This is a genomic window from Lysobacter sp. yr284 (assembly GCF_900107375.1).
Taxonomy (GTDB): Bacteria; Pseudomonadota; Gammaproteobacteria; order Xanthomonadales; family Xanthomonadaceae; genus Lysobacter.
Map to the genome: position 1 here is coordinate 487089 of NZ_FNPT01000001.1, position 19690 is coordinate 506778.

A 19690-nucleotide genomic window follows, 5' to 3' on the forward strand; every position below is an offset into this window, starting at 1 on the left:
GGCGGAGCGGAAACGAAACAGGGCGCCGCGCGGCGCCCTGTTTCGTTGTTGCGCGGGCCTCAGGCCTTGCGCGCGCGGCGCGCGGCCGGCTTGCGCGGGGCCCGGCGCGCGGCCGGCGCCTTGGCTTTCGCCGCCGGCTTGCGGCCCTTGCGCTGCGCGCGCGGCGCGCGCTGGCCCTTCAGGCCGAGCTTGTCGAGCACCGGCGCCAGCCGCGCCTCGACCTCGGCGCTGAACTGCACCACCTTCGGCTCGACCTGGCCGCGCACGTTCTCGATCCCGTCGACGACGTTGCCGCGCGCGTCCGAGGCGGCTTCGCGCACGCGCCGCTGCAGCGCTTCGACCTGCCCGGCCGCGCGGCCGGCGCCGGTCAGCGCCTCGCGGCGCGCGATCGCCGCCAGGCCCAGACCCGCCAGCCACAGGTGCCGCAGCGTCGTGGTCGGGGTGGTGGCCGGCTTCGCCGCCGCCGGCTTGTTGCGTTTGCCCACTGCCATGATTCCGCTCCGTCGACCGCCCGGAATGGACGGTTTCGCCCGCGCACTATCGCCAGCGCCCATCGAGCAATGGCACTAGCCGCTTCAGCCTGCGCACAGCGCGCGCGGCCGGCCCGTCCCTCTTGCCAGCGCCGCGCCGCGGCGGGATGCTGCCGCTTCGATTCCCTTCCGCTCGACAAGGACAGTACATGGCCGCCAAGACCGCCTGGGCCGCGTTTCCGCACGATGCCAAGGCCTTCGCCTACGCCGGCGACGCCCTCAAGAAAGCCTGGCCCAAGCTGCACGCCGGCGATGCCGAGCCCTTCCCCGACGCCAAGCGCGCGGCCGCGCTGATCAAGGCCGCCGGCAAGGCCGCGCCCAAGGGCGTGGACGCCGACGCCCTGGCGCAGGCGCTGCAAGAGGCCTGGCGCGCGTTCCACCGCGGCGACTTCAAGGCCGCCTTCGACGCCGGCGAGAAACTCGGCCCGGTCGGCGCATCGGTCGCGGTGAAAGCGCTGGGCATCCACGCGACCTATCTGGTCGAGGACGAGGCCGAGCAGCTCAAGCGCTACCAGCAGGCGGCCAAGCTGGGCGAGGACGCGGTCGCGGCGCTGCCGGAGGAGGCCAACAGCCACTACCGCTACGCCTTCGCCCTGGGCCGCTACAGCCAGGGCCTGAGCATCGCCAAGGCGCTCAAGGACGGCATCGCCGGCAAGGTGCGCGCGGCGCTGGACGCGACCCTGGAACGCGAGCCCAAGCACGCCGAAGCGCATACCGCGATGGCGCTGTACCACGCCGAGATCATCAACAAGATCGGCGGCATGATCGGCGGCCTCACCTACGGCGCCAAGGCCGGCGAATCGGAAAAACACATCAAGACCGCGCTCAAGCTGACCCCGGATTCGCCGATCGCCCACATCGAGCACGGCAACGTGCTGATGCTGCTGCACGGCGACAAGCAGGAAGACGCGGCCGCGGCGGCGTACGAGAAGGCGGCCAAGCTCAAGCCGGCCGACGCGATGGAAGCGCTGGACGCGGCCTACGCCAAGGCGCAGCTGGAGTAAGCGCGGCCGCGGGCTTCGCGCGGGGCGTTTGCGCGGGCGCGCTTGAGCGGGCGCGTTTGCGCGGCCGTGCTTGCGCGGGAACGTTTTGGCGAGCGCATTCGAGCCGGCGTGCACGCGCCGGCCGCTGGATCCGTCCCGGTCGGTGCCGGTTCGAGCGCCGCGAATTCGCTCGCCCCACCCCGTCGCGGACGACGCCGAACCTGCCGCAGCAGGCGCCCCCGGGCAGGCTGGAGCCGGTGCGCGGGTTTGGCGACGATGCGCGCCCGCTTCGCCGCCTCCACGGTCGAACGCGCCCATCGCCGCCCCGCCGGGGGCGCGTCGGGCACGCGGTTCGCACCGGAGGGCGCGATCCGGCAGGGCCGGCCCGCTCGCAAGGGCCGGCCCGCAGTGCCGCGAATCCCTGCGCCACTGGTGTTTTCGCGCGAAAACCGGCGGCCGGAGGCCCGGAAAATTGATGGCCGCAAAGGCTTGTCAGTTCCGGATCGCGCGATTACAATTTGCGACCCGATTACATCGGGCGGTTAGCTCAGCGGTAGAGCATCGCCTTCACACGGCGAGGGTCGCAGGTTCGAACCCTGCACCGCCCACCAGTTGCAAGAAACGAGCCGGCGCAAGCCGGCTTTTTTCGTTGTGCGGCGCGCGCCGCGGCGTGGCCGCGTACGCATCCGGCGCCGCCGCGTTGGCGATACGCTGCGTCCGCGCCGATCCGGCCCGCGCCGTCCCGTTCCAGGAGCCCGCCCATGTCCGACGCCCATCGCGCCCCTACCCGCCTCTACCACAACCCACGCTGCTCCAAGTCGCGCGGCGCGCTGGAGTTGCTGCGCGAACGCGGCATCGAGCCGGTCGTGGTCGCCTACCTGGAAACGCCGCCCGACGCGACGGAACTGCGCGAACTGCTGGGCCTGCTCGGCGTCGGTGCGCGCGAACTGCTGCGCAGCGGCGAGGACGAATACAAGCAACTCGGCCTGGACGACGCCTCGCTCGGCGACGACGCGCTGATCGCGGCGATGGCGGCGCATCCGCGGCTGATCGAGCGGCCGGTGTTCGTGCATGGCGGACGCGCGGTAATCGGGCGCCCGCCGGAGCGGGTGCTGGAGTTGCTGTAAGGCCACGGGCGTGGCGCGTTGCTGCACCGCCGAAGCTGCAAAAAGCGAAAGTCGAAATGGATTGCGGCTTTCGCCGCAATGACGGGATCCGGAAGGCTGCGCAACTCCCCGCCCGTCATTGCGGCGAAAGCCGCAACCCATTTCGATCTTGCTTGTGCGGATCGATCTTGCTTGTGCGACCGCCGCGACCCGCCGCGCGCCGCAACGCTCAGAACGACTTGCTCGCCCGCATCGCCAGCACCCGTTCCGGCGCGGCGAAGGAATCGCTGCGCGCGCCCGCCCAGAACGACTGGAACACCGCGTGCGCCGGAATCTTGCCGAGCAGGTCGCCCGGAGCGAGGAAGTTGTACAGCGCGCCGAGCGAACGCACTTCGGTCGGCGTCACCCGGCGCAGGATGTGCTCGGGCCCGATCTGCGAGGTATGCCGCAACCCGGCCGCGCACAGCAGGTCGCGCAACGCCTTGAGCGTGTTCTCGTGGAAGTGGAACACGCGCGCGGACTTGTCCGGCACGTCGAGCTTGTTCCAGCGGTTCGGATCCTGAGTCGCGATGCCGGTCGGGCAGCGGTCGGTGTGGCAGCTCTGCGCCTGGATGCAGCCCAGCGCGAACATGTAGCCGCGCGCGGCGTTGCACCAGTCCGCGCCCATCGCCAGGGTGCGGGCGATGTCGAAGGCGCTGGTGATGCGGCCGGCCGCGCCGATCCGGATCTTGTCGCGCAGGTCCAGGCCGACCAGGGTGTTGTGCACCAGCATCAGCGCCTCGTGCATCGGCACGCCGACGTGGTCGATGAACTCCGCCGGCGCCGCGCCGGTGCCGCCTTCGGCGCCGTCGACGACGATGAAATCCGGCAGCAGCCCGCTTTCGTGCATGGCCTTGGCGATGCCGAACCACTCCCACGGGTGGCCGATGGCGAGCTTGAAACCGACCGGCTTGCCGCCGGACAGTTCGCGCAGCCGCGCGACGAACTGGAGCAGCCCGATCGGCGAATCGAAGGCGGTGTGGGCGGCCGGCGAGACGCAGTCCTGGCCCATCGGCACGCCGCGCGTGGCGGAGATTTCCGCGCTGACCTTGGCCGCCGGCAACACCCCGCCGTGGCCGGGCTTGGCGCCTTGCGAGAGCTTGATCTCGATCATCTTCACCTGCGCGTCGCCGGCGTTGGCGACGAAACGCTCTTCGCTGAAGAACCCGCGCTCGTCGCGGCAACCGAAATAGCCCGAGCCGATTTCCCAGACCAGGTCGCCGCCGTTTTCGCGGTGGTAGGGCGAGATCGAGCCTTCGCCGGTGTCGTGGTAGAAGCCGCCGAGCTTGGCGCCCTTGTTGAGCGCGCGGATGGCGTTGGCCGACAGCGAACCGAAGCTCATCGCCGAGATGTTGAACACGCTGGCCGCGTACGGGTGGGCGGTGTTCTCGCCGATGGTCACGCGGAAATCGTGGGCGACGTGCGCGGTCGGCGCCAGCGAATGGTTGATCCATTCGTAGTCGAGACCGTACACATCGACTTGGCTGCCGAACGGACGCACGTCGTTGACCGACTTGGAGCGCTGGTAGACCAGCGCGCGCTGTTGCCGCGAGAACGGGACCTCGGCGGTGTCGGCCTCGATGAAGTACTGGCGCATTTCCGGGCCGATCGACTCCAGGCCGTAGCGGAAGTGGGCCAGCACCGGATAGTTGCGGCGCAGGGTGCTGCGGGTCTGCAGCAGGTCGGCCGTGCCCAGCGCGGCGATCGCGCCGAACGCGGCCAGGCCCCAGAGCCAGTACGGGTGGTGCAGGACGACCAGGATCGCGCAGACCAGGGTCAGGACCAGGCTGGCGACGTAGGCGGCATAACGCATCATGGCGATCGGAAGGTTCACGGGCTGGGGTCGAGCATACCCGCGGCCGCGTGCAAGGTCTGTACGGGCGCGGGCGGATCGCTGCGCCGCGAGGCCGGGGGCGGTGTTGTGGGAGGGCTTCGGCCCGGAGGCTTTCCGTTCCGCCGCTGCGCGCCGACCGGGTCGAACGGCGTCGGGCCTGAGGGCCCTCCCACAACAGCGCATCGCGGCACAGCGAAGGCTAAAGCCGGCGGCGTTTGTGGGAGGGGCTTCCGCCCCGATGCTTTGCTTTCCGACACCGCGCCGCGACCGGATCGGAAAACATCGGGCCCGAAGGCCCTGCCGCTACAAAGGCCCAACCACTACAGCCGCGCGTCGACGTCTTCGCGCGGGTACAGGCTCTTGATGTCGTACAGCAAGGCGCCGGGCTTGCCGTAGGCGCGCGCGCCGGCGGCGCCGAGGGCGCGGAACTGTTCGTGCGCGACCGCGATCACCACCGCGTCGTAAGTGCCGGGCTCGGGCGCCTCGACCATGTCCAGGCCGTATTCGCGCCGCGCTTCCTCGGCGTTGGCCCAAGGGTCGCAGATCTCGACCCGCGCGCGGTATTCGCCGAACTCGCGCGCCAGGTCGATCACCCGGGTGTTGCGCAGGTCGGCGCAGTTTTCCTTGAAGGTCAGGCCGAGGATCAGGATGCGCGAGCCGGCGATGGCGACGCCGCGCTGGATCATGCGCTTGATCACCTCCGCCGCGACGAAGCCGCCCATCGCGTCGTTGATGCGCCGGCAGGCCAGCAGGATGTCGGGGTAGTAGCCCGCGCTCTGCGCCTTTTGGATCAGGTAGTACGGGTCCACGCCGATGCAGTGGCCGCCGACCAGGCCGGGGCGGAACGGCAGGAAGTTCCACTTGGTCCCGGCCGCTTCCAGCACTTCGGTGGTGTCGATGCCCAGGCGCTGGAAGATCAGCGCGAACTCGTTGACCAGGGCGATGTTGGCGTCGCGCTGGGTGTTCTCGATGACCTTCGAGGCCTCGGCCACGCGCAGGCTGGAGGCGCGGTGGGTGCCGGCGGGAATGATGCTGCGGTAGAGCGCGTCGACGCGCTCGGCGGCGGCGGGACTGGAACCGGAGGTGACCTTGGGAATATCGACCAGGCGGCGCTGGCGGTCGCCCGGATTGATCCGCTCGGGGCTGTAGCCGACGAAGAAATCCAGATTGCAGCGCAGCCCGGACACGCGTTCCAGCTCGGGGATGCAGATCTCCTCGGTCGCGCCGGGGTAGACCGTGGATTCGTAGATCACCGTGCCGCCGGCCTTGAGCACGCCGCCGAGCGCGCGGCTGGCCAGGATCAGCGGGGTGAAGTCGGGCCGCTTGTGCTCGTCCACCGGCGTGGGCACGGTCACCACGAACACGTCGCGGTCGCCCAGGTCCTCCAGCGCGGCGCTGAAGCGCAGGCGCAAGGCTGCGCGGATCTCGTCGGCGCCGTGCTCGTGGTGGCGGTCCTCGCCGGTGCTGAGCTGGGCCACGCGCACCGGGTCGATGTCGTAACCGACGGTGTCGTAGCGCTTGCCGAACTCCAGCGCCAGCGGCAGGCCGACGTAGCCCAGGCCGATCACGCCGATGCGCGCTTGCGCGACGCTGTTGTCGTTGTCTGCCATACCCTGCCTTGGTGATAACCGCTGCGCCGGTGCGGCCCGATCCGGCAGTGCGGGGATTCTAGAGAGCGGGCTCGCGCGCTGGCAAATACCGGCGCCGCGGTCGCCGGCGGCCGCGCCTAGCCGGTGTCGGCGGTGGGCGTTCGCGGGGTCAGGCCGAACGATGCGGCGATTGCGAGCAGATGCCGCAGCGCGCCGCCGCTGCCGCTGGTCTGCAACTCGGCGAGGCGGTCGCCGCAATAGCCGATCAGGATCGCGCTGCCGTCGGCGCAGCACTCCCACACGGTCAGGTGCTGGCTGAAGTTCATGCAATGCCACTGCCCGCCGGCTTCCGACAGGTCCTCGCAGAGCGCGCTCCACAACGCGGCTTGGTCGGCGTATCCGGCCCATCCGCCGGCCGGCGCCCAGTCGGTCCAGGTCGCGGCCTCGCTGTCGTACGGCTCGCCCGGTGGCGGCCCTGCGCGCTTCGCCTCGCTCATTCCGGCGCCACCTCCACCGCGTTGCGGCCCGACTGCTTGGCACGGTACAACGCCGCGTCGGCATGGCGCATCCACATCGCCGCGGTCACGGTGCGGGCGCCGGTGGCGGCCACGCCGATGCTGACCGTGCAGCGCAGTTCCGGCGCCTCGTCGAAGCGCGCGTCGGCGACCGCGCAGCGCAGGCGCTCGGCGATCGCGCAGGCGCCGGCGCCGTCGATGTCCATCACGATCAGGGCGAACTCGTCGCCGCCGATGCGGCTGGCGGTGTCGGTCATGCGCGCGGTGCGGTGCAGCACGTCGGCGATCCGGCGCAGCACCGCGTCGCCGACCTGGTGGCCGTGGTAGTCGTTGATCTCCTTGAACCGGTCCACGTCGATCAACACCAGCGCGGCGCGCTTGCCGCTGCGCGCGCAGTGGGTCATGGTCGCGCTGGCCGAGTCGTCCCAGTGCAGGCGGTTCTGCAGCCCGGTGAGCGGGTCGGTGCGGCTGAGGTGGGCGAGCTGGCGGTTCTGCCGCACCACCTTGCGCGCCAGGCCATAGGCGGCGCTGCTGATCGCCATCGGGTAGACGAACATGAAAGGCAGGCAGGCCAGGATCACCATCATCGAGCTGTCCGGTGCGAAGCCGAAGCCGAGCGCGGCCCAGGCCACCGCGCAGGCCAGGGCCTGGACCGCGGCGGTGCGCAGCAGGAAGCGCCAGCCGCCGACGCCGATCTTGTCGGCCGAGAGCATCACCGCCAGCAGCGCGCTGGGCACCACGTTGAACTGCATCGCCGCGATCCACACGCCGCCGACCGCCGAGTCGATCAGCAGGTTGCGGTACTCGGCGTATTCGGGATCGCGGCTGCGCGAGGCGATCAGGTACGCCGCCGACGGCCACAGGAAGCCGTTGCCGAACAGCGCCGCCCACGCCCACCACGCCGCGCCGTGTTCGTAGAGCACGCCGGCGACGGCGAAGAAGCCGACCCCCAGGCCGAGGCTGCGCATGCGGTAGATGCGGCCGACGAAGCGCAAGTGTTCGCTGGCGCGGCCCGATTCGTAGGCGCTGGGGTCGGTTGCCGTCACGCGCGCTCCATGGTGGCCCGGCAGCGGCGCCGCGCGGGGCGGCGTGGGTGCCGCGCATCGCGCGGCGATGCCGCCTACCCTGAGCCTTGCCCCGGCACGGCGCAATATGCGCCGCGCAAACGCATCCGGCGCGAATGCTTGCGCGGCGATCCGGCCTGCCGCGCGCGGCCGGGGGCGCCGCCGCGCGCGCCGCGCACGGCTGCGCGCAACCGAAACGTGGCCGCAGCGTCCAACGGTGCGCGCGATCACTGATTGCGCTTGTTTTCAGGCGGTTTTTGCGAGTCCCGGCACGACCGGGCGCCTACAGTGGGATCGGGCCGCGCCCTGCGGCCGCGCCGATCCGCCGCCTGCGCAGCGCGCTGCGCCGCGGCCGCCGACCGGCGTGCGCGGCCGGTCTTGCCGGCCCGACGCCGGGCCGACCGCCCCGGCCGGACGCCCACCGCGCCCGGCCCCTCCCCGCCGCCGCCCGCGGCCCAGCCAACGTGAGGACTTCGCCGATGTCGTACCCGACCCTGCAACGCCTCCTCCCCGCCTCTTCGCCCCGCCCCGGCCTGCGCCCGCTCGCCGTGGCCACCGCCGCGCTGCTGGCCGCGGTCTGCGCCGCGCCCGCCGCAGCCGCCACGGTCAACCTCGCCGGGCTGCAGGCCGGCGGCAGCTACGACCAGTTCATCGTCAAGTACCGCGCCGGCAGCAGCGCCCGCGCCAGCGCCGCCGGCTTCGACGCCGCGCTGGGCCGCGCCGCAGCCGCCCTGCCGGCGGCCAAGGGCCAGCCGCGCCCGGGTTTGTCGCACCTGCGCCGGATGGCGATGGGCGCCGACGTGATCCGCAGCGACCGCGGCCTCGACCGCGCCGAGGCGACGGCGCTGATGAAGCGCATCGCCGCCAATCCCGAGGTCGAGTACGTCGAGCCCGACCTGCTGATGAGCGCCCTGCTCACCCCCAACGACACCCGCTTCAACGAGCAGTGGCATTACGCCGACAGCGCGGTCGGCATCAACGGCCCCAGCGCCTGGGACAAGGCCGACGGCGCCGGCGTGGTGGTCGCGGTGGTCGACAGCGGCTATCTCTCGCACACCGACCTCAACGCCAACCTGCTGCCGGGCTACGACTTCGTGACCTCGGTCAACGGCCTGGGCCTGGCCTGCCTGTTCGCCGGGCTGCCGTCGAACTGCGGCGGCGGCAACGACGGCAACGGCCGCGACAACAACGCCACCGACTCGTCCAACATCAAGCACGGCACCCACGTCTCCGGCACGGTCGCGGCGGTCACCAACAACGGCGCCGGCGTGGCCGGAGTCGCGCGCAACGCCAAGATCCTGCCGGTGCGCGTGCTCGGCAACAGCGGCGTGGGCGCCACCTCCGACATCGCCGACGGCATCGTCTGGGCTTCCGGCGGCACGGTCGCCGGCATTCCGGCCAATCCCAATCCGGCCGACGTGATCAACCTCTCGCTCGGCGGCGCCCAGGCCTGCAGCCAGACCCTGGCCTATCGCGATGCGATCAACGCCGCCACCGCCAACGGCGCGATCGTGGTGGTCGCCGCGGGCAACAGCAACAACGACGTGTCGGGTTTCACTCCGGCCAGCTGCCCGAACACGATCACGGTCGCCGCCAGCGACATCAACGGCAACCGCGCCTGGTACTCGAACTACGGCACCGGCATCGACATCGCCGCGCCGGGCGGCGAGACCTGCTCGCCGGCCGCCGAGTTCCTGGCGCTGGGCGAATCGGTCAGCGGCAAGTGCACGCAGAACCATCCGACCCGCGGCGTGCTCTCCACCGTCGATGCCAACGGCTACGACTTCTACCAGGGCACGTCGATGGCGGCGCCGCACGTGGCCGGCGTGGTGGCGCTGATCAAGTCGGTCAAGCCGGCGCTGAACACCGCCCAGGTGCAGGCGATCCTGAGCAACACCGCGCGCCCGATCGCCGTGGCCAAGTGCCCCGGCGGTTGCGGGCCGGGCTTGATCGACGCCAACGCGGCGGTGACCGCGGCGCAGGGCCCGTAACGGCCGGGCGCCCGCTGCGCAATGCCTCGCCCGGCCGGACTTGTCCCGGCCGGGCGGTTGCGTGCAGCAAATCGTTGCCCCATTCACAATTCACGCAACGCGAATCATTCGTAACGGACAACTAACGTCACCGTGGGCTAAGTTTGCGCGCACAGGGGGTTCCCGAAGCGGAGCCAGAGCGATGACGACCACCCTGCAAGGCCGCCCCACTCCGACCACGCCCGGGCTGAGCTATTGGGCCAGCCACTATCGCGAGGCGGAGTTCTATCGCGAAGGACTGCATTTCAGCGACTACGCACCGGCGTTCTACGTCGGCATCTCGGTGCAGCTCGAACATCCCGGCCGCGATTTCGACGACCCGGCGCTGGACCTGCGCGGGCGTTACCAGCGCATCCGCCTGGGTTCGGCGCTGAGCTGGGAACAGGCCCGCGGCGCCGCGCGCGCATCGTGGGAACGCGCGCGCGACAACGCCGAGGCCGGGCGCCGGCGCATCGCCCAGCACATGGCGGAGTTGGCGGCGCAGGTTTGAACCGGCCGGGCTTGGACCGGCGTGCGCTGTCGCAAGAATCCCGCGGTGCCCCACACCGCGGGAGATCGCGGCGAACCGAATGAAAAGCATCGGGCCTGAAGGCCCTCCCACAAGCGCCAAAGCCGGGCCCGTTCTTGTGCGAGGGCCTTCAGGCCCGACGCCTTTCGACCCGATCGCCGCGCGCCTTCCTCAACCGGCGAATTCGACCAGGGTGTGGTCCTCGCCGGCCAGCGCCTCTTCGATGATCGGCGCGATGACGTTCCAATCGCCCTTGGCCAAGCCCGCGCCGATCAGCGGATAACCGATGCGCTTGCCGTGGAACTCGCGCGCGATCGAGCGCATCGCCCGGCCGATGGCCTCGTAGTCGGCCAGCACGCCCGCGCCTTTCCAGTGGAACTGGGTGTAGGCGTTGACCACGACGAAGCGGTGGCCGTTCTCCTCCACCGATGCCTGGCTGTAGCCGCCGAGCTTGCCGCGCTCGGCCGGCACCGTGCGCTGGTCGGCCTGCCAGGCCGCGGGGAAGCGTTCGCGGATGCTCAGGGCGATGCCGCGGCCCATCCGGCACTGGCAGTTGCAGCCGTGCACGATGACGTCGAAACGGCCTTCGGCGGCCAGTTGCAGCAGGTCGCCGCAGATGATGTTCATGGTCTTCTTCGATTCGTGAGGGTGATGCGCAAGCGCACGGACGGTCGGCGCCCGAAGCGCCGCGCCCTGTGCAGGAGCGGCGCGAGCCGCGATCGCGACAACGCCACTACGTCGAAGCGTTCGCAACGGCTGCGTTGTCGCGGTCGCGGCTCGCGTCGCTCCTACAGAGCGGGATTTCTAGAGTTTGAAGCGGCCGCCGTCGACGCGCAGGATTTCGCCGGTGACGTAGGCCGCGTCGCGCAGGTACATCGCGGCGTCGACCACGTCGTCGACCGCGCCGATGCGCCCGAGCAGGGTCCGCGCCTTGATCGCGTCTTCCTGTTCGGCGCGCTGGGCCGGGTCGCGCACCGACGGCAGCACCGTGCCCGGCGCGACCGCGTTAACCCGGCACGGCGCCAGTTCCGTCGCCAGCGCGCGCACCAGCCCGGCGCCGGCGGCGCGGCTGACCTGGTAGGCGGCATGGCCCGCGAACGAACGGTCCAGGTAGGTATCGAGCAGCATCGTCACCGAGCGCAGCGGCCGCCGCGCGTTGAGCCGCACCGCCAGTTCCCACGGCGCCAACAGGTTGACCTGCAGGTGGCGGGCGAAGCGCTCGCGTTCCTCGGCGCTGGCGCTGCCGGCGCCGCCGTCGGCCGACAGCGCGTTCCAGGTGTGGCCGCGCTCGAACAGCGAGGCGCTGAGGATCAGGTGGTCGATGTCCTGCGCCGGCAACGCGTCCAGCGGCTGCTGCATGTCCCAGCACCACGCGTCCACCGGCGCGGCGAACGGCGCCGGCACCGCATCGGCGCTGCGCCGGTGCGCGACCACGCGTTCGCCGCGCGCCAGGCAGGCTTCAGCCAGGGCGCGGCCGATCCGGCGCGAGGCGCCGGTGACCAAGGTGGTGGTGGCCTGGCTCATCAACCGGCCTCCCGTTGCCCGGCATCGCGCAGTTGCGCGGCGCGCTCGAGCAGGTAGCGGCGCACGAAGCCGGCGCCGGCATAGGGATAGAAGCCGTGCGCGTTGTCCTCGCCACGGAAACCGCGCTGGCGCTGCAGTGCGTCCAGCGCGGCCTGCAGCGGCGCCAGCGGCAGTTGGCTCAAGCCGTGGAACAGGTAGCCGCGGCCGGGATCGTAGCGCGACTGCCACTGCGGGCCATCGGCGTCCAGCGCGCCGAGCAGGTCGATGTCCAGCGGCACCGGCATGCGCCGGCGCGGGTCGCGTTGGCGGCCGAAGCCGGCTTCGATGCGCTTGAAGCGCCGTTCCAGCGCCTGCGGCTGCGGCGGGTCGCGCCAGTCCAGCGCCAGCACCAGGTTCAAGGTGGCGTCGCCGGTGTGCAGGTAGTGGCGGTCGCCGTACAGCCCGGACACCGCCGCTAACGCGGTGCCGGGTTCGGCCAGCAACTGCGCGCCGGCTTCGAGCAGGTTCTCCGCGCGCGGGCCGGCGCTGGCGCCCAGGCAGATCAGCGCGGTCGCGCTCATGCGCGTACTCGCGCGGCGGGCGGAGTGTGTGCGGATTCGGACATGGCGGCGCTCCCTGGCATCGGCGGCTGCGGCGCCGCGGAAACGGCGGCGCGCCCGGGCATTGTAGCCAGCCCTGCCCTCGCCGCCCGCCGCGACCGTCGCCGCCGTGCGTTGCCCGCGCCGGCCGCGGCCCGCGCCGACGCAGCTTCACGCCACCGGGTAAGGCATGTCCTCGAAGCGCTGCGCGTGATAGCCCTTGACCCCGACGTCGTGCGCCAGCGCGCTGCGGAAATCCAGTCCGCGCTCCAGGCAATCGAGCACGTAGTCGAAGCCGTAGCGCGGCTCCCAGCCCAGGTCGCGGCGTGCGGCGTCGTTGACGTAGACCCGGTCCAGGCGCGGGAACAGGTTCCAGCCCTTGGCCGCATACAGCCCGCCGCAGCGCGGGAACAACCGCCGCACCACCGCCGCCGCATCGACGCCGAGTTCGGCCAGGTGCTCGCGCCGGAACGGCGTGGTCGCCGAGACGATGTAGCGGCCGAAGCCCAGCGCCGGCGCGCGCTCGATCGCGCACAGGTGGGCCTGGGCGACATCGTCGATGTCGGCGCGGCGGTACAGCAGTTCGTTGGCCTGGCTGTTGGCGGTGTCGTACTCGGCGCGGCGCGCCGCATCGTCGTCGTCCTCGGGGAAGAAGCGCGAGGTGCGCAGCACCAGCACCGGCAGCCGGTGGCGGCGGTGGAACAGCTCGCACAGGCCCTCGGCGGCGACCTTGGTGGTGCCGTAGATGTTCTTCGGAATCGGCGCCACGTCTTCGTCGATCCATCTCGCCGGCTCGCCCGGCGCCGGCGTCAGGGCCGCGCCGAACGCGCTGGTGGTGCTGGTGAACACGAACGAGCGCACGCCGCGTTCGTGCGCGGCCTGCAGCAGGTTCAGCGTGCCGGAGACGTTGGTGTCGACGAAGTCCTGGTAGCGGTGGGTGGCCACGTGCGGCTTGTGCAGGGTCGCGGCGTGGATCACCGCATCCACGCCCTGCATCGCCTCGGCGACGAACGCGGGATCGGCGATGGAACCGGCGAAGTCGGTGAACGCCGAGGGCTTGAGGTCGATGCCGCGCGCCGCGCGGCCCTGTGCGCGCAACAGGCGCATCAGCCCTTCGCCGAGGTGGCCGGCGCTGCCGGTGACGAGAACGCTCATGCGATGCAACCTGCGCTGGGAGGGAAAAACGCCGGCGCGCCGGCGTTGCGGGCAACCTCGGCGCGGTCGATGGCGGGTGGCGCCAGGGTACAAGCGCTCTGGCCCTGCGGCCACCGACGAATGTCACACCGCGCTGTGCGCCCGGCGCGAGACGAATGGCTTGGTCCGTTGGGGGTGCGCGATGTCGGGCTGGCGAATCCGGATCGGGCTTGCGGCTGCCGGAACGCGTTGGGCGTCGGAACCGGAGCGGGGAATCGGGCGGCCGCGATTCGCGGCGAAGGCGGGCGCCTATCGCGAGGGCTGCGCCTGCGCAGTCAGGCTTCGATCCAGGCGCGTTCGCCCTGTTCCTGCGGCGCGGCGGCCGCAACGGCCGGCTCGTCGTGCGCAGCGCGCGCGGCGGCGACGATGGCCTCGGCCAGCGCCTGCGGGTCGCGGATGCGCGAGAGCTCGACGGCCAGGCGGTCGTAGCGGCGCGGATCCTGCGGCTGGCTCATGCGCGTGGCGTCCTCGGGCGGGTGGCGGGCGGCTTGGGCTGGGACGATGCTGCGCCGGGGGATGTTGGACCAATGTCGGAACCGCGTCGGCGGGCGCGGCCGGGGTTCAGTGTGCGGGCGGTGGATGACAGGGGCGTGGCGCCTGTTCAGGCGGCGGGTCGGCCGCGTCGGAGCCGAAAGCGTCGGGCCTGAAGGCCCTCCCACAAGAGCGGGTCCAACCTCGGCTCTTGTGGGAGGGCCTTCAGGCCCGACGCTTTTCCCTCCGCCACCGCGCTCCCCCCACCCGGCCCCGGACTGTCAAACATAGGTCATACATAGCCCATACGCTGCCGGTGAATAAGGAGGTTCGCCAATGAGGAAGATCCTCGGCCCCGCGATCGCGGTGGTGCTGCTGCTCGGCGTCGTCGCCGGCATCGTGATGTCCTTCAACGGCAAGCGCGCCGACGACCGCGCCGCCGCCGAAACGCGCAAACAGCAGGCCGACACGGCCGCGCGGATCACCGTGCGCGTGCTCACCGGTTCGGAGAAGCTCGATTTCCTGCGCGATCCCGAGCTGGCCCAGGTCCTGCTCGCCGACAACATCGTGCTCGACGTGCAGAAGGCCGGTTCGCGCGAGATCGCCACCCGCCCGGACCTCAAGAGCTTCGACGCCGCCTACCCCGCCGGCACCGCCGCGGCGCGCAAGATCGCCGACGCCACCGGATCGCGCCGCATCTACAACGGCTTCTACACGCCGATGACGGTGGCCAGCTGGAAGCCGCTGCTGCCGACGCTGGAAGCCAACGGCATCGTCGGCAAGCGCGGCAACGCCTACTTCATCGTCGACATGCGCAAGCTGGTGGCGCTGATGGAGAGCGGCGCGCGCTGGAAGGACCTGCAGCCCAACCCGAACTACGCGGTCGGCAAATCGGTGCTGATCACCAGCACCGACGTGCGCACCAGCAATTCGGCGGCGATGTACCTGGCCCTGGCCAGCTACCTGGCCAACAACGACGACGTGGTCGCCAGCGACGCCGCCGCCGACCAGGTCGCCGACCGGCTGGTGCACCTGTTCTCCAAGCAGGGCTACCAGGAATCGAGCTCGTCGGGGCCGTTCGAAGACTACGTCACCATGAAGATGGGCAAGTCGCCGCTGGTGATGATCTACGAGCAGCAATTCCTGGAGTACGCGTTCAAGCACCCGCGCGTGGACCCGGACATGCTGCTGCTGTATCCGCAACCGACCGTGCTGACCAAGCACACCATCGTCGCCCTCAACGACAAGGGCGCGCGTTTCGCCGAGGCCTTCGAGCGCAACCCCAAGGTGCGCGCGATCGCCGCGCGCTACGGGTTGCGCGGGCCCGACAACGCGACGCTGTTCGCCGACGCCGGCAAGCGCGGCATCGACATGCCGCAACAACTGGTCGACGTGGTCGATCCGCCGACCTACGACCTCCTCGAACGCATGATCGGCCGCATCGAATCGCGGCTGGGCCACTGAAGGAACGACGCCATGAGCACGCCCCAGACTCCCGCCGCGCCCACCACCCTCGCCGAGCCCATCGCCCCGCTGACCCTGGACATGCCCGAGCCGGCGATGCCCGTCGCCGGGCCCGACCAGGCCGCGGCGATGATCCCGTTCAAGGACGAGACCCGCATCCAGGTGTTGAGCCAGGCCGACCAGTTCATCGCCGACCTGCTCGCGCTGGACCCGCACTCGGAGGATTTCCGCAGCCGCGTGGACAGCGCGTTCCGCCTCGGCCGCAAGGAGATCGGCGACAGCACCTTGCTCACCAACAAGTTCCTCGACCGCAACTTCGTCGCCGACGCCGACAGCCCGGCGTTCAAGGTGATGAGCGAAATGCGCATCCTGTTCGAGGACCTCAACCCGTCCAAGGAAGGCGACCTGCTGGCCGCGCACAAGCTGCTCGGGCTGATCCCGTTCGGCAACAAGCTGCGCGCCTACCTGCAGCGCTTCGACTCGGCCGGCGACTCGATCCGCAAGACCATCGACAGCCTCTACGCCGTGCAGGACGAACTGGCGCGCGACGACCAGGCGCTGTACGCGACCATGCAGAAGCTGCTGGAGGCGCTGACCCGGCTCAAGGCCGCCGACGTGTTCGCCGAGCAGCTCGACGGCAAGCTCAGCGCGGCGCTGGAGTCGCTCAAGGCCGCCGACCCGGCGCGGGCCAAGGCGGTCGAGCAGGAAGTGCTGTTCTACGTGCGCCAGGCCAGCGTCGACATCAAGACCCAGATCCTGGTGTGCATCAACGGCTACAAGATGCTCGAAGGCCTGCGCAAGACCGGGCGCGAGCTGCGCAACGGCTGCGACCGCATGGCCACCATCGGCATGTCCAGCCTGTCGATCGCCGCGACCCTGGCGCGTGCGCAGGGCTACCAGTTGCAGGTGATGGACGCGCTGAAGTCGTCCTCGCGCGCGATCGAGGGGCTGATCGCCTCGACCTCGTCCCAGTTCGGCCAGCACGTCGACCGCGTCGCCGAGTTCCAGAGCAACCCGCTGATCGGCGTGCAGACCCTGCAGAACGCGTTCGACACCACCTTCGCCGCACTCGACCGCATGGACGAGTTCCGCAGCAAGGCGATCGGCGCGATGGGCAGCAACATCGAGCAGTTGCGCGGCCTGATCGCCAAGGGCGAGGCGCGCATGAACCGCGAGCGCGAGGCGGTGGCCGCGGTGCGCCACAGCATCGCCGCGCCGGCCGGGCCGGTGTCGCTGTAACCCGGCCGCGGCCCGCCCTTACCCCGATGAACCCGCGCCGTACCCGCCCCGTCGTTGCGGCGAACGCCGGAATCCATTTCGATCTTGCCGTTGCTTTTGCCTTGGCGCGTGCGGAAAAGAGCAACGTCAAAACGGATTCCGGCGTTCGCCGCAATGACGGGGTGAAGCCTTGGACGCCGCCTGTTCCCACTGATCGATCTCCCGTAACGCTCCGCCACAGGAAGGCCCAGCCATGACCCGATTCGCGCACCGCGCTTTGCTCGCCTTCGCCGCGCTGCTGCTCGCGTCCTGCGGCGGCGGCAACGGTTCCGGCGACACCGCCGGCGACGGCGGCGCCGCCCGCACCGACGATGCCCCGGCCTTCACCGTGCTGGCCGGCTCCGAACTCAAGGACATCGACGCCCAGCTCGGCGACGAGATCGCCCAGGCCACCGGCGTGCGCCTGCGCTTCACCTACGCCGGCACCCTCGACGCGATCGACCGCCTCGCCGCGGGCGAGAAGTTCGACGCGGTCTGGGTCAGCCACGGCAAATACCTGGCGATGAATCCGGCGCTCAAGCAGCGCCTGCTCGCGCAGGAAAAAATCATGCTGTCGCCGGTGGTGCTGGGGGTGAAGACCTCCAAGGCGCGCGAACTGGGCTGGGACAAGGCCGACCCGACCTGGAAGGACATCGCCGAGGCTTCGCGCGCGGGCCGCTTCAGCTTCGGCATGACCAACCCGACCTCGAGCAACACCGGCTTCACCGCGCTGATCGGCATCGCCTCCGCGCTGGCCGCGAACCCCGACGCGCTGACCGAGGCCGACGTCGCCAATCCCGCGCTCAAGGCCTTCTTCCAGGGCCAACGCATGACCGCCGGCTCGTCGGGCTGGCTGGCCGACACCTATGCGCGCGAACAGGGCAAGGTCGACGGGCTGATCAACTACGAATCGGTGCTGCTGAGCCTCAACCGCGACGGCCGCCTGGGCGAGCCGCTGACCCTGGTCTATCCGAAGGAAGGCATCGTCACCGCCGACTATCCGCTGATGCTGCTCGACGCCGGCAAGCGCGCCGGCTACGACAAGCTGGTCGCGTTCCTGCGTTCGCCCGCGTTCCAGACGCGCCTGTCGCAGACCACCCTGCGCCGTCCGGTCAATCCCGAGGCGCAGGCCGCCGCCAGCATCCCGCAGCGCACCCTGATCGAGCTGCCCTTCCCCGGCCAGCCGCAGGTGATCGACAGCCTGCTGCAGGGCTTCCTCGCCGACGTGCGCATCCCGGCCAGCTCGCGCTACGTGCTCGACCTGTCCGGCTCGATGGGCAACGACGGCCGCATCGAGGCGATGAAGGCGGCGATGGACACCCTCGCCGGCGGCAACGCCGCTTCGCTGACCGACCGCTACGCGCGCTTCCAGAACCGCGAGCGCATCGGCGTGCTGACCTTCTCCAGCCGGCCCGAGCGCACCCGCCTGTTCGACATGGGCCGCGACGCCGCCGGCAACGCCGCCGCCTTGCGGGCGATCCGCGCCGAGATCGCGCCGCTGCAGCCCGGCGGCGGCACCGCGATCTTCGACAGCGTGCGCCAGGCGCTGACCGAACTGGCCGCCGACAAGCGCGCCGCGCGCGAGCCGCGCTACTACACGGTGGTGCTGATGAGCGACGGCGAGAACACCGAAGGCAGCGACCTGCGCGCGTTCCTGGGCTGGTACGCCGCCCAGGACGAAGCGCTGCGCTCGATCCGGGTGTTCCCGATCCTGTTCGGCGACGCCGACCCGGACGAGATGAAGTCGCTCGCGCAGGCCACCGGCGGCCAGGTCTTCGACGCCAAGAGCAAGTCGCTGACCCTGGTGTTCAAGGACATCCGCGGGTACCAGTGATGACGCTGCCGGTCGCGCCGCCGCCGACGACGCCGACGCTGGGCCAGCGCCTGCGTTTGTACCTCTACAGCAACCGCAACATCGCCGGCTGCGCGCTCGGCCTGGTCGGGCTGGGCCTGCTGTTCGCCGGGGTGATCGCGACCGGTTGGCCGCTGATCGTGCTCGGCCTGTACGGCGTCGGCGCGCTGGCGTGGCCGCGCGACCGGCTCGGCGAGCGCGTGGCCGAAGCCGAACTGCCGGTGGAGGCGCTGATCGAACACCTCGACCGCCTGGTCGGCGAAGTGGCCAAGCGGGTGCCGGCCGAGGCGCTGGCGAGCCTGCGCAACATCCAGCAGACCCTGGGCGAACTGCTGCCGCGGCTGCACGAGCTGCGCGGCTCCGGCGCGCTGTCGGCCTCGGCCGCGTTCGCGGTGCAGGAAAGCCTGCGCCGCTACCTGCCGGACATGCTCGGCGGCTACCTCAAGCTGCCGCCGGTGTTCGCCCGCACCCAACCGCTCAAGGACGGCCGCACCGCCGCGCAGACGCTGTCGCAGCAACTTGAGCTGCTCGACCAGTCGCTGCAGCGCATCTCGCGCGAGGCCTTCGCCGGCGACGCCGAATCGCTGCTGCTGAGCGAACGCTTCCTCAAGGAAAAGTTCGACGCCGCTGCCGCGTTCGAACTGGCCTAGGCGCGCGACGATGGCGACCGACCAGGACGCGCTGTGGCAGATCCGCCAGTCGTTGGCCGAGGAAGGCCGCCTGGGCGGCAAGCGCGGGCCGCAGGAGCGCGTGCCGCTGGACCAGGGCCAGCTCGAGGACATCGCCTGGCGCATGCTCCGCGCCGGGGTCCAGCCGACCGTGGAAGCCATCCGCGCGGTCTACGGCAGCGGCTCGCCCAATCGCCTGCATCCGATGTTGCGGCGCTTCTACGCCGGGCTGGCCACGCGCCTGCAACTGGCGCCGCTGGCCGACGACGTGCCCGCGCCGCTGCGCCAGCTGTGGTTGCAGGCGCTGGATCTTGCCAGCGACGCGGTGCGCGAGCGCCACGACGCCCAGGCCGAAGCCCTGCGCCAGCGCGTGGCGGAACTGGAGAAGCGCGAGGCCGCGCTGGAACGCAAGCTCAAGCGGCTGCGGCGCGACGGCGCGGCGCCGCGCGCGGACGGCGCGGCCGAATAGCCGGCGATCGCCGCA

19 protein-coding genes and 1 tRNA gene are annotated in these 19690 nt (G+C 71.1%); 10 read left to right on the plus strand and 10 right to left on the minus strand.

The window, feature by feature from the left end:
* Nucleotides 1–59 precede the first annotated feature (59 nt).
* The gene (locus BLV01_RS01935; RefSeq protein ID WP_254782478.1) at nt 60–491 is read right to left on the minus strand and encodes a hypothetical protein; all 432 of its coding nucleotides are present in this window, start codon (nt 489–491) and stop codon (nt 60–62) included.
* Nucleotides 492–679: 188 nt separating this feature from the next.
* On the opposite strand from BLV01_RS01935, the gene BLV01_RS01940 reads away from it, so the two are divergent.
* From BLV01_RS01940 to arsC, 3 genes are all read left to right on the plus strand, one after another.
* On the plus strand, nt 680–1534 hold the full coding sequence (locus tag BLV01_RS01940) for a tetratricopeptide repeat protein (RefSeq protein WP_091793554.1): 855 nt from the start codon (nt 680–682) through the stop codon (nt 1532–1534).
* Between the two features lie 515 nt (nt 1535–2049).
* A tRNA-Val gene (locus BLV01_RS01945) sits at nt 2050–2124 on the plus strand.
* Nucleotides 2125–2274: 150 nt separating this feature from the next.
* Nucleotides 2275–2640, plus strand: coding sequence for an arsenate reductase (glutaredoxin) (gene arsC, locus BLV01_RS01950; RefSeq protein WP_091793555.1), 366 nt, complete (start codon nt 2275–2277; stop codon nt 2638–2640).
* A 208-nt stretch (nt 2641–2848) separates the two neighbouring features.
* Here the strand turns inward: arsC and BLV01_RS01955 are convergent, their stop codons facing one another.
* The 4 genes from BLV01_RS01955 to BLV01_RS01970 form a co-directional block, all read right to left on the minus strand.
* Nucleotides 2849–4474 (minus strand): FMN-binding glutamate synthase family protein, encoded by a 1626-nt coding sequence (locus BLV01_RS01955; protein WP_091793557.1) that lies wholly within the window; start codon nt 4472–4474, stop codon nt 2849–2851.
* Between the two features lie 338 nt (nt 4475–4812).
* Nucleotides 4813–6102 (minus strand): nucleotide sugar dehydrogenase, encoded by a 1290-nt coding sequence (locus tag BLV01_RS01960; RefSeq protein WP_091793559.1) that lies wholly within the window; start codon nt 6100–6102, stop codon nt 4813–4815.
* Nucleotides 6103–6218: 116 nt separating this feature from the next.
* Nucleotides 6219–6578, minus strand: coding sequence for a hypothetical protein (locus tag BLV01_RS01965; RefSeq protein ID WP_091793561.1), 360 nt, complete (start codon nt 6576–6578; stop codon nt 6219–6221).
* A complete protein-coding gene (locus BLV01_RS01970; protein ID WP_091793563.1) occupies nt 6575–7642 on the minus strand; it encodes a diguanylate cyclase in 1068 nt (355 codons plus the stop codon). The genes BLV01_RS01965 and BLV01_RS01970 overlap by 4 nt, the downstream gene beginning before the upstream one ends.
* Before the next feature lie 497 nt (nt 7643–8139).
* Here BLV01_RS01970 and BLV01_RS01975 point away from each other — a divergent pair, with 497 nt between their 5' ends.
* Nucleotides 8140–9651: a S8 family serine peptidase gene (locus tag BLV01_RS01975; protein WP_091793565.1), complete on the plus strand. Its 1512-nt coding sequence runs from the start codon at nt 8140–8142 to the stop codon at nt 9649–9651.
* Between the two features lie 181 nt (nt 9652–9832).
* On the plus strand, nt 9833–10180 hold the full coding sequence (locus BLV01_RS01980; protein WP_091793566.1) for a hypothetical protein: 348 nt from the start codon (nt 9833–9835) through the stop codon (nt 10178–10180).
* A 189-nt stretch (nt 10181–10369) separates the two neighbouring features.
* Here the strand turns inward: BLV01_RS01980 and BLV01_RS01985 are convergent, their stop codons facing one another.
* The 5 genes from BLV01_RS01985 to BLV01_RS02005 form a co-directional block, all read right to left on the minus strand.
* A complete protein-coding gene (locus tag BLV01_RS01985) occupies nt 10370–10825 on the minus strand; it encodes a macro domain-containing protein (protein ID WP_091793568.1) in 456 nt (151 codons plus the stop codon).
* A 177-nt stretch (nt 10826–11002) separates the two neighbouring features.
* Entirely contained in the window at nt 11003–11722 is a 720-nt protein-coding gene (locus tag BLV01_RS01990; RefSeq protein ID WP_091793570.1) for an SDR family oxidoreductase, read from the minus strand.
* Complete coding sequence (locus BLV01_RS01995; RefSeq protein WP_091793572.1) at nt 11722–12282, minus strand: 2-amino-4-hydroxy-6-hydroxymethyldihydropteridine diphosphokinase; 561 nt, start codon at nt 12280–12282, stop codon at nt 11722–11724. The genes BLV01_RS01990 and BLV01_RS01995 overlap by 1 nt, the downstream gene beginning before the upstream one ends.
* Before the next feature lie 189 nt (nt 12283–12471).
* Nucleotides 12472–13455 (minus strand): NAD-dependent epimerase/dehydratase family protein, encoded by a 984-nt coding sequence (locus tag BLV01_RS02000; protein WP_091793574.1) that lies wholly within the window; start codon nt 13453–13455, stop codon nt 12472–12474.
* Nucleotides 13456–13769: 314 nt separating this feature from the next.
* Nucleotides 13770–13949 carry a hypothetical protein gene (locus tag BLV01_RS02005; RefSeq protein ID WP_091793576.1) on the minus strand — a complete coding sequence of 60 codons (180 nt, stop codon included), beginning with the start codon at nt 13947–13949 and terminating at the stop codon, nt 13770–13772.
* Between the two features lie 352 nt (nt 13950–14301).
* Here BLV01_RS02005 and BLV01_RS02010 point away from each other — a divergent pair, with 352 nt between their 5' ends.
* The 5 genes from BLV01_RS02010 to BLV01_RS02030 all read left to right on the plus strand — a co-directional run bounded on the left by BLV01_RS02010 (nt 14302) and on the right by BLV01_RS02030 (nt 19675).
* Nucleotides 14302–15429, plus strand: a complete 1128-nt coding sequence (locus tag BLV01_RS02010) for a hypothetical protein (protein WP_091793577.1) — start codon at nt 14302–14304, stop codon at nt 15427–15429.
* 12 nt (nt 15430–15441) lie between these two features.
* Nucleotides 15442–16668: a toxic anion resistance protein gene (locus tag BLV01_RS02015; protein ID WP_091793579.1), complete on the plus strand. Its 1227-nt coding sequence runs from the start codon at nt 15442–15444 to the stop codon at nt 16666–16668.
* 232 nt (nt 16669–16900) lie between these two features.
* Nucleotides 16901–18520: a substrate-binding and vWA domain-containing protein gene (locus tag BLV01_RS02020; RefSeq protein WP_091793581.1), complete on the plus strand. Its 1620-nt coding sequence runs from the start codon at nt 16901–16903 to the stop codon at nt 18518–18520.
* On the plus strand, nt 18520–19188 hold the full coding sequence (locus BLV01_RS02025; protein WP_091793583.1) for a hypothetical protein: 669 nt from the start codon (nt 18520–18522) through the stop codon (nt 19186–19188). The genes BLV01_RS02020 and BLV01_RS02025 overlap by 1 nt, the downstream gene beginning before the upstream one ends.
* Nucleotides 19189–19198: 10 nt before the next feature.
* Complete coding sequence (locus tag BLV01_RS02030) at nt 19199–19675, plus strand: DNA-binding protein (RefSeq protein ID WP_091793585.1); 477 nt, start codon at nt 19199–19201, stop codon at nt 19673–19675.
* Nucleotides 19676–19690: the final 15 nt, after the last annotated feature.